The following is a 10,389-nucleotide window of genomic DNA, read 5'->3' as shown; positions in this document are numbered from 1 at the left end:
TATTTTTTTTTTTCAAGCAGAAGACGGCATACGAGATTACAAGGTGACTGGAGTTCAGACGTGTGCTCTTCCGACCTGACCCCGAAAGGATCAAAACGTTCGTTCAGACGTTGAAAATGTATGGTGTGAACGTTACGGTCCGAACTCAATTCGGATCGGACATTAATGCGGCCTGTGGTCAGTTATACCGAGCTGATTCTAAAATGAATGGTTAGGAGAGATATGGAATGAGTTCTTTGGTGCTCAATTTTCAGGAAATGAAAAATACACAGCTATTGTACGTTGGCGGAAAAGGGTTGAATGTAGGGGAGTTATCAAAAATGGAAGGAATACAAGTACCAGAAGGATTTTGTGTTACAACAGTGGGATATCAAAAAGTAATCGAGCAAAACGAAACGTACCATGCTTTGCTCAATCGACTAACTATGCTAAACGTAGAAGATCGAGATCAAATTGGTGAAATCAGCAGGAAGATTCGACAAATCATTTTGGAAGTAGAAATTCCTTCTGATGTTGTGAAAGCAGTAACTCAATATCTCTCCCAGTTTGGCGAGGAACATGCTTATGCCGTGCGTTCTAGTGCGACTGCTGAAGATTTGCCATATGCCTCTTTTGCTGGTCAACAAGACACCTATTTAAATATTATCGGCAAAGAAGCCATCCTGCAGCATATCAGCAAATGCTGGGCCTCCCTATTTACGAATCGCGCAGTAATCTACCGTATGCAAAATGGATTCGACCACAGTCACGTTTATTTAGCAGTTATCGTTCAAAGGATGGTGTTCCCACAAGCTTCTGGAATTTTGTTTACCGCTGATCCGATTACTTCTAACCGAAAGGTGATATCGATCGATGCCAGTTTTGGACTTGGAGAAGCACTGGTCTCTGGCCTGGTATCTGCCGATTGTTATAAAGTAAAAGAAGGGGAGATCGTCGATAAGAGGATCGCGGCCAAAAAATTGGCGGTCTATGGACGAAAAGAAGGGGGAACAGAGACACAACAGATCGATCCTGAGCAGCAAAAGACTCAAACCCTTACTGAGCAACAAATTTTACAACTAGCACGCATCGGAAGGCATATCGAAGCCAATTTTGGTTGCCCGCAAGATATCGAATGGTGTCTGGTTGATGATACCTTTTATATTGTCCAGAGTCGGCCAATCACGACGTTATACCCGATTCCTGAAGCGAATGATCAGGAAAATCGCGTTTATGTATCTGTCGGTCACCAACAGATGATGACCGATCCCATGAAACCGCTGGGATTGTCTTTTTTCCAGTTTACAAATCCAGCACCCATGCGTAAAGCCGGTGGTAGGTTGTTTGTTGATGTGACACCAATGCTGGCTAGCAGAGACAATACATTACATTACCTGGGACAATCCGATCCGCTTATCAAAGACGCATTGACGACCGTAATAGATCGAGATTATATAAAGATGTTGCCAGATGATAACACAGCACCAAGTCCGATCAAGAGCTATGCTGATACGATGCGTGAAATTGAAAACAATCCGTCAATCGTTCCTGATTTGATTAAGCGTAGTCAAGCATCGATCGAAGCGTTGAAACAAAATATCCAAACGAAATCAGGATCGGATTTGCTTGATTTTATTCTTGAAGATCTCCAGCAATTAAAGAAGTTTGTATTTGATCCGCAAAGTTTAAGTGTGATTCTGGCTGCAATGGATGCTGCAACATGGATCAATGAAAACATGAACGAGTGGTTAGGTGAAAAACACGCAGCAGATACACTTTCTCAATCTGTACCGGGCAATATTACTTCGGAAATGGGACTGGCGCTATTGGATGTCGCAGATGTGATCCGTCCTTATCCGGAGATCATTGAATATTTGCAACATGTCAAAGATGAGCACTTTTTGGATGAACTGCTTACGTTAGATGGCGGGCAGGAAACCCGAGACGCGATCAATGGTTATCTCGACAAATACGGAATGCGATGTGCCGGAGAAATCGATATGACTAGAACGCGCTGGATCGAAAAACCAATTACACTTGTCCCGTTGATCCTTGGTAACATCAAAAACTTTGAGCCTAATGCTAGCCAGCGGAAATTTGAGCAAGGGCAGCAAGAAGCTTTGAAAAAAGAACAAGAGTTATTAGAACGATTAAAGCAATTGCCTGATGGTGAACAAAAAGCTAAAGAAACAAAACAAACGATCGACTTCATCCGGAATTTCAGCGGGTATAGGGAATATCCGAAATACGGCATGGTTAATCGCTACTTCGTGTATAAACAGGCTTTACTGAAAGAAGCCGAACAACTCGTACAAGCGGACATCATTCATGAAAAAGAAGATATCTTCTATCTCACTTATGAGGAACTTCACGAGGTTGTACGCACAAATAAACTGGATTGCCACATCATCAGCAAACGAAAAGACGAGTACAACTATTATGAAAAACTAACTCCACCACGTGTTATCACGTCTGATGGTGAAATCATTCCAGGGGAGTACAAACGAGAAAATCTGCCTGACGAAGCGATTATAGGTCTACCCGTGTCTTCCGGAGTTATAGAGGGACGCGCACGTGTCATCTTGAACATGGAAGATGCTGATCTAGAAGATGGAGATATATTAGTCACCGCCTTTACGGATCCTAGCTGGACACCATTGTTTGTATCTATAAAAGGTCTAGTCACCGAAGTTGGCGGACTGATGACCCACGGGGCAGTTATCGCACGTGAATATGGCCTGCCTGCAGTTGTAGGAGTGGAGAGTGCCACCAATCGGATAAAAGATGGACAACGAATTCGCGTGCATGGAACAGAAGGGTATATCGAAATATTGTAATGGCTGAGTACGTCAAGTAAGAGCCTTGTCATATGGGTGCTTTTCTTATATGAAAAACTATCTAATACAGCACATGACATGCTGAAAAACATGAAGTAAAATTAGGTACATTAAAGAGCCGTAAAAGTCGCTAACGAAGGCAACAGTGAACAGTTGCTAACAGGACTTGTGGAGATGTGGAACAGAACACTAAGTGAAAAGATGGGACGAAATCCATTTAACTTAGACAATCGTTTTTCCTTTTACTTGCAAAGTTTGAGGTAAACGAAAGTGGGGGAATTGAAGCCTAAAATCCATGCCTATCAATCACACTTTCAAGAATTTAATTGGGGAGGAAGTAAGGCAATCATAGGAGATGATAAGGTGTACCCAATTATGATGTCATATTATAAAACCAATACAGATGATTTGACATTTGAAGAGGCATTAGATTTTTATCAAAAAGGATTTGTGGAAGTTATGGAACAAGTAGAAACCGTCGGAGGTCCAATTGATATCTATGTACTGGACGCAAATCCTAATAATTCCTATTGGCAAGAACATAAACCTGACAATTAGGTTGTTATTACACTGATCTTTAACAATCGGGCGCGTTTGTAGAACAAGAAGTAAAAGGGTGATACATATAATTCATGTCTAATAAGTATCACCCTCTATTTTTTTATGACTTTTTACGATTTATGTCTTGATAATTCGATGCCCCTTAAAAACCACCTTCTTTTTACTTTAAATCCTTAAAGTTGTTTAATTTTGAACCTACAAACCAGCAAAACAGGACCCATTAATTCTCAGAGGACTGGATATCGGTAATTGTATCCATCTTAATCCGCTGCACATACTGGTTGATGTTTACCAAGCGAATTTTTTGTTTAAATTGATCCTAATAATGAATTTACCTAATGGAATGAAAAAACGCTCCTGATGGTAATAGGTAATGTCTACAGATAAGTTATATTCATGTACATAGCACAAAAGCCGATGACTCATTATATTTTGTAATGAATCGTCGACTTTTGATTTTGAAGAGTAGTTAGTCAACAAGCCCTTGAATCGGCAGATTACTGCATTAGAAGCCTGCTCTAGGGCGAACTATCAAGCCGGTATCACCATCATACAACCCCAAATCCATACTGACGATATCTCTAGAAGGCTCTTGAACTCTTACCAACAGACGATGGATCGACCTCAGTTTTCTTACATCAAATGTACTTCCCATTCCCACGATTTTTTTACCATCCATCAACCATGTAATGTTTTCACCTTGAATAGGACCATGTTGTCTAGAAAACCCCTGTGCAAACAGGAGAGGACCCGAAGTATCTCCCAGCAGAATTTCGGCCGGTTTATAAGGAAGTTCAAAAGGTCGCGTCTCGACGTATGCTGTTTGATAACCATTGGTCGCAATCACCTGAGCCACACAATGTTTACCACCTGGCATTTCGCGTAAATCCAAGTCAAATTCTGTTTTTCTTAGATTGACCCCAGGCCGTACCCAGTGTTCATAGTCATGAGAGAACCTAACATAGTAGGTGTAGGGAGTTTTTTTATGATGTCCAGATTTTGCTTCCCATCGAAGATGCAAGATACCCAGGGGATCGATATCTCTCGTCTTAATCGGATGATGGAGCACGAAATCCGGCAGCTTCTGTGTTACATTCAACACCCCGATTTCTTTGCTCCCTTTGCGTAAAACAACGCGTGCTGTCTGACGGTGATAGGGAAGTCGTTGGACAAAAGTGCCCCATTCCTGATCTTCTGCAAAAAAATCAGGTTGTGCCAGAGCACAGGCGAGGACATTTCCTTGGCCATCCTCAAACAGAATCCAATAGTCATGCGTCCAATTCGTGGTCTTTATGGTATCAACATGCTCTACTGGATCCGGAAGCTGGAGTCCATGGGGTTGCCGGTACGTTCGAATACATGGGCTCCAACGAACGTCATCGTTGCGAGACAAACGGCCGCGTACTCGAACGAAGGGGGCTTCAAATTCACGACTAGCGATAAGATGTTCATTTGTCATGGCGATAATTCCTCCTTTTTAAGGCTCTATGTGCATCATCACTATTCCCGAAAATCTTGAAAGAGCTTGTTCCAATGATAGGCGCTGATCCACTGATTCTCATAAGGTAATCCAAGACTTCCACAATAACTCATAAAGTCGCTGACGGTTGGTGAGAACGCAACTTTACCGACTACGTCCACACCTACCTCACCGATTAAACCATTTGCAGGCACAAAATCGTCATCAGTATCATCCGGATAATTCCCTGATGTTCCGCATGGAGCATGATCCAGACCATATAGGTGCCCAAGTTCATGGCCCACCGATTCCATGATGTAAGAATAGCCCAATGCTACATTGTCCCATTTGCGCGATGTACCAAAACGGTTCATAGACACGTTATTTGGGATGAGAGCATATGCTTTTGTTTCTTCGGAAGTTTCTTCTTGAATATCTTCCAGGTCATCTAATAGATCATGCATGCCATCGTCAGTGCTTAAGTCGTGTGTATTCATTACCACCTCAGATCCTGGGATGATCCAATATCGTATTGCCTGTCCGGGATCAGTCGGAATAGGATAGATTAATGGAAGTTGATTCACCGCCGCAAAGTAACTAGCTTGACTCGGAGCGGGAACACCATTACTTGCAATACGAATCATGAGGATATCCAGTTGTTTCGCTGCTGTAAACGAGACCGATGTTTGTATCGGTGCACTGAAATTTCCACCTACGGTGGCTTGAACAGTAAGATTCAAAGTACCGTTTGCAATCTCTGCGGGGATGATAAAATTCAGCGTGTCCGAGAAGTTTGCTCTATTGATGGCCGACGCCGGTTTTGCGGTCATTGGAGCGATAGATTGAATTGTTAGGTAAGTCGCCCCAGAGACAGTGAGAGTTCCTGTGACATTATCAATCGTACCGCCAGCGGCGAGTCCGGAGTCCAAATACGCCCTGACGAGCGTGACTTTGTTCGCTACCAATGGTACAGAATTGTCAGGGGCGAGCGCGCTAGCAAAGTGTTGAATGGCTTGTGTAACCTCAAGTCCAATAACGGAAAGGCTGGGACCATCACCGGCAGGTGGAAGCATATCTACCGTCAAGTTAATTACGTAACCTGTATTGTCGTTGTCCGTGCTAGTAGGTCCTAGTTGACGCTGTCCTAATGTGCTTGGATCACTAGGGTCGATCGTAATCAGCGCTTGTCCAAGGAAATTTTCATGCCCCTCTCTTGAGGGCCAGTTCCGATCATCATCGGCGTAACCCTCTACCCAGATGACCGTAGGTCCGTTCAAGGTTAACCGGATAGTAGTTGAATCCAAACCGTTGTTCAAAGGGTAAGAATTAACTTCGTCCACTTCCTTATCGGCATTGTTCCAACGGAAGATCTCTTGGTGGAAGGCAGGACGTCCGTTTTGTTCCGGAGCTTGTGCGTGCATGTAAATAGCCATATGTGTGCTTCCCCATTCCTCATCCTCATACAGAATGAGATTATCCAATTGGATTCTAACCTCAGCCGGAGATGGTTCCGCGATAAGTGAAGCTTCGAGCGTGACAAGGTAGCCCGTATTGCCGTTGTCCGTTCGTGTTGGTCCAAGCGTCAGGGTACCTAGTGAACTCAGAACGCGAGGATCGATTGTTTTCGAGGCCGAACCAAGTTGATTCTCGTTGTCGTCTGAATTTGGCCAAGCGTTGTCATCATGCGTAAAAGCCGAAACTTGAATTGTGGCCCATGAGGATAGATCAATGTCAATCACATTGTTATTTTCCGGATCGATCGCTAAACTATATGTAGTCGTTTCGTCAACTTCTCTTCCAAGATTGTTCCATTGAAAAGCTGCCAACGGCGTACCGGAGCTATCACGAACAGTAGCGTACATTGCCATGTGCGTGTCTCCCCATTCCTCGTCTTCAAATAACGTAAGGCTACGAAAATTTAATCGAATACGTGCCATAAATGAACGACTCCTTTTCTGTTCACTGGGCAGCAAGCTAACGTAGTTCGCATTACCAAATGATAATATATACCAAATACACCTATATTATACAAACTAAGATTGTTGCGAGTTCACACAAAAAACGCCGAATTCAAATGAATTCAACGTGTGTTCCTCTGTGACTTTTTTTATTTGGCGTCATTACTTTAGAATTAAATGACGTTTGGCACTACTTTAGATTTAAAATAAAGTTTGATCATTTATAACAAACTCTGATCCTTTGTAAAAAAGTTTGAACAGAATCCCCAATTATGTTATTCCATTTAATGGCGCAATTCTGCAGTAAAAATTGTGCTTTTTCTTTAGTTTAAGGGCCATTTTATTAAACGAGAATAAAAAAATAAAGAAGGTAATTTGCTTAAAATATGGATAAAAGGGCGGATACCCTGGTTAGCAATTGCAATGTATGGCGTCGCGGATGTGGATAAATACGTACACACGACCAGCGTTGGAACAACTAGAATTAATTGCTCTAATAGGAGGTTTTGTTATTCAAAGCCCATATGCTTCTGTCGCGAGGCAACGACAAAAAACATATGGGCTTAATCGCTTTACGACACGGATTTATGCGCATAATTGAGGAAATGAGATGAAAGGGAAGAAAGGGGGACGAGGGTTGCTAAAATCGCCGTTATCGCAACCTTAATCTAAAAACTTCTATGCAACAAACTCCAACACCTTCCAGGCACATTGGATTGAAACATTTCAATGCTTCCTGTATCAGACATTGTCACATAGCAGGTTCTTCCATCAGGTCCCCCAAATGTAAGGTTGGTACAGTTTTTACCAATAAGAGAAATTTCGCTTAGTAAAAGACCATCAGGGGAAATCTTCGCCACCACACCTTTTTCAGGGCGAGTAACAAACAAATTGCCTGCCACATCACAGCGCATTCCATCAAGTCCAAAATCCCGAAACTCTACCAATAAGCGTTTATTACTCAATTCATTAGTACTTGATAGATCATATACCCATATTCTTCTTTGCGAAGATTCATTTACATATAATTTTTTACCGTCAGGACTCACTTCAATTCCATTCGTCGTTCCCATATTCCTTTCTAATAAATGCGTGTTTCCATTTGTATTAATACGCCACAATTGCCCCTTATTTTGATGGAGCCAGTTGGGGTCACTAGCGAATAAAACACCTTGTTCGGTTATCGCTAAATCATTAGGCTGGTTCATTGCAGGTTCATTAGCATGTACACGGATCTCTTTCGTTTCAAGGTTAACGGCGAATATATTATGTTTTTTAAAATCTGCAATGTACATAGTTCCATTAGGATCAATACGTGTTCCGCATCCGGTACTTCCCGTAGGCAATTCAATAAAAACACTGCTTTTTCCATTTGGGGTTACTTTGCCAACCGTGCCATCTCTTTGAAAATTAACGGCGTAAATATTCCCGTTTTTATCGCATGAAGGACCTTCTATTAAGCGTGTAAATCCATCCGTTAGAATTTTGCTCTTAAATAACTCAAATCGCATGGTTTAAAATCTCCTTTCCTTAATACATGGATTCACTTAGTATGTTTATTTTCCGCTAAGTCAAAAAAGTACGATTAATGCAAAAAATTCTCTTATCGAAAGACGGTCGGTTCAATACCGTTTCACAACTCTAATTCAAAATATCCCGTTGCACCGAGTGTAATTCCTTTAACTGGGGACATTAAAGATTTTTTTAATGAATATGAACCAAGGGAACTAACATCAAATGAGATATGGCAGCTCATTTATCGATTTGGGAATGCCGCTCACGGCTATTTAATCAATCAATTTTTATCTCCTCACCACAATAAACTTCAAGACGAGTGGGGCGGTGATTTGAATGGCCGTATGAAATTCTTAATCAAAACCCTATGAGGAAATGCGTAAGAAAGTAGGGGAAGACTTCCCGATAGGGTTGAAATTTGAGCATCTAACCTTCTCGCTGCATTCGCCGTTCGACGATCAACGGAGCGAACTGATGCCTATCAATAAGCAGTTTCCGCTTCGCGACGTGCTGAATGCATTGGATCGCCATATCCGACATACGGGAAGAAAGGTGTATATCGCGTATATTCTTCTTCGAGGGTTCAACGACTCGACGGAGCATGCGAAAGCGGTTGCCGCTCTATTGAGGGGAAGGGGATCTTGGGAACATCTCTACCACGTGAACCTAATTCCCTACAATTCGACAGAAGTGACGCCTCAAAGCTACTTGCCATCTGACCTCGAAAGAATCAATACGTTCGTTCGGACGTTGAAAATATATGGTATAAACGTAACGGTCCGAACTCAATTCGGATCGGACATTAATGCGGCATGCGGTCAGTTATACCGAACTGAATAGTCGACGTTTGAAAATTTAACATACAATGCCTGCCGCAATGCATTTGCGACAGTTAAGAGAAGCGGTTGCCGTGAAGAAGGCAACCGTTTTCTGCTATGTTAAGATACGCAATAAAAAAATTCATACAAAATTGTGCAGTAACCTTAAGGGATCTATTGAAGCAAGGAACAGTTTGCCGGAGCAGCTGCTCCTTTTGGTGTTCGACTAGAACTTTTACAATTATGCTTTTTTAACTCGACATATCGGAGTAGATTCGTACTTCTTTTCTTAACCTTTTTTTGCCCAAAATAAGTTAGAACAAAATGTATTAAAAACATAGAATATATAGGTTGACAAATGTAGGAACTATGATTAATATACAATTAACACATTGGTAATTGTTGAAAGAGAGAAAGGGTTGTGCTTATAAATGTCAAACAAAGATGCCTTAGCACAATATAATGTAAAAAAATATCGAACGCCAGATGGCTATACATCAGATATTGCTGTATTTACGATATTGCCTGTTACAATCAAAGAATTCAAACCGCCCGAGATGGATCTCAAGATTATGCTCATTCAGCGGAGTAAGCTTAACAGCGAAGGAACGCCAAATATCGAAGCAGGGAAGTGGGCATTGCCTGGTGGCTTCGTAAATCCAAATGAGACTGCATATGAAAGTGCAAAACGTGAGTTACAAGAAGAAACAGGTGTAGAGAACATTCATCTTGAACATTACGGTGTATATGATAGACCAGGACGTGATCCGCGGGGCTGGATGATTACAAATGCACACTTTGCGATTGTTCCAGAACACAAGTTGTCCAAAAGACAGGCAAACGATGATGCCGCAGATGTTCAACTGTTCTCGGTAAAAGAGGTCATGAATCTTGAGCTTGCTTTTGATCATGCACAAATCATTGCAGATGCGATTCATGTGATTCGCCAGAAACTTCTCGAAACGACTGTCGCAAAGGAATTTCTACCTGAAGAATTCACTTACTCGGAGCTGCAAGCCGTTCTCCTTACGGTCACTGATGATTCCGCAATTGCATTGGAATCGGCATTTGCAAGAAAGGTCAAATCTTTGCCATTTATCCAAGAGGTTGTAGGGAAGAAGACAACCCGAACATCTAAACGACCGACACAGTTGTACCGATTCGTCGATATGGAACTAAACAAATCCATTTACCATACCAGAATGTGATTGATGATAGATGCTTAAAATAAGATGGTGACTAAAGTAAATAGCACTCCGAAG

The 10,389-nt window shown here is 41.9% G+C and carries 6 protein-coding genes and 2 pseudogenes; 5 read left to right on the top strand and 3 right to left on the bottom strand.

What is annotated here, in order from left to right; translation table 11 throughout:
• Positions 1-77: 77 nt before the first annotated feature.
• The 3 genes and pseudogenes from A372_RS39475 to A372_RS33205 all read left to right on the top strand — a co-directional run.
• A pseudogene (locus A372_RS39475) lies at positions 78-215 on the top strand (23S rRNA (adenine(2503)-C(8))-methyltransferase ClbB); the annotation flags it as partial.
• A 12-nt stretch (positions 216-227) separates the two neighbouring features.
• Positions 228-2,816: a phosphoenolpyruvate synthase gene (gene ppsA / locus A372_RS0103955; protein WP_019419540.1), complete on the top strand. Its 2,589-nt coding sequence runs from the start codon at positions 228-230 to the stop codon at positions 2,814-2,816.
• Positions 2,817-3,086: 270 nt separating this feature from the next.
• Complete coding sequence (locus A372_RS33205; RefSeq protein ID WP_036703233.1) at positions 3,087-3,374, top strand: hypothetical protein; 288 nt, start codon at positions 3,087-3,089, stop codon at positions 3,372-3,374.
• A 508-nt stretch (positions 3,375-3,882) separates the two neighbouring features.
• Here A372_RS33205 and A372_RS0103945 read toward each other — a convergent pair.
• The 3 genes from A372_RS0103945 to A372_RS0103935 all read right to left on the bottom strand — a co-directional run bounded on the left by A372_RS0103945 (position 3,883) and on the right by A372_RS0103935 (position 8,305).
• Positions 3,883-4,836 (bottom strand): hypothetical protein, encoded by a 954-nt coding sequence (locus A372_RS0103945; protein WP_019419538.1) that lies wholly within the window; start codon positions 4,834-4,836, stop codon positions 3,883-3,885.
• 41 nt (positions 4,837-4,877) lie between these two features.
• Complete coding sequence (locus A372_RS0103940; protein WP_019419537.1) at positions 4,878-6,773, bottom strand: hypothetical protein; 1,896 nt, start codon at positions 6,771-6,773, stop codon at positions 4,878-4,880.
• Between the two features lie 689 nt (positions 6,774-7,462).
• Positions 7,463-8,305: an SMP-30/gluconolactonase/LRE family protein gene (locus A372_RS0103935; RefSeq protein ID WP_019419536.1), complete on the bottom strand. Its 843-nt coding sequence runs from the start codon at positions 8,303-8,305 to the stop codon at positions 7,463-7,465.
• A 135-nt stretch (positions 8,306-8,440) separates the two neighbouring features.
• Between A372_RS0103935 and A372_RS39235 the strand changes: the two are divergent.
• Positions 8,441-9,149: pseudogene (locus tag A372_RS39235) on the top strand (oxidoreductase); the annotation flags it as partial.
• Positions 9,150-9,558: 409 nt separating this feature from the next.
• On the top strand, positions 9,559-10,335 hold the full coding sequence (locus tag A372_RS0103925) for an NUDIX hydrolase (RefSeq protein ID WP_019419534.1): 777 nt from the start codon (positions 9,559-9,561) through the stop codon (positions 10,333-10,335).
• The last annotated feature ends 54 nt before the right edge of the window (positions 10,336-10,389 follow it).

The organism is Paenibacillus sp. OSY-SE, assembly GCF_000283315.1.
In the GTDB taxonomy this organism is placed as follows: Bacteria; Bacillota; Bacilli; order Paenibacillales; family Paenibacillaceae; genus Paenibacillus_B; species Paenibacillus_B profundus.
The sequence above is the reverse complement of the archived record's forward strand: the minus strand, read 5'-3'. Positions and strand labels throughout refer to the sequence as shown.

Coding starts and splice junctions, on each gene's coding strand:
- A372_RS0103935 (WP_019419536.1), bottom strand. CDS start 8,305: ATGCGATTTGAGTTATTTAAGAGCAAAATTCTAACGGATGGATTTACA.
- A372_RS0103925 (WP_019419534.1), top strand. CDS start 9,559: ATGTCAAACAAAGATGCCTTAGCACAATATAATGTAAAAAAATATCGA.
- A372_RS0103945 (WP_019419538.1), bottom strand. CDS start 4,836: ATGACAAATGAACATCTTATCGCTAGTCGTGAATTTGAAGCCCCCTTC.
- A372_RS0103940 (WP_019419537.1), bottom strand. CDS start 6,773: ATGGCACGTATTCGATTAAATTTTCGTAGCCTTACGTTATTTGAAGAC.
- ppsA (WP_019419540.1), top strand. CDS start 228: ATGAGTTCTTTGGTGCTCAATTTTCAGGAAATGAAAAATACACAGCTA.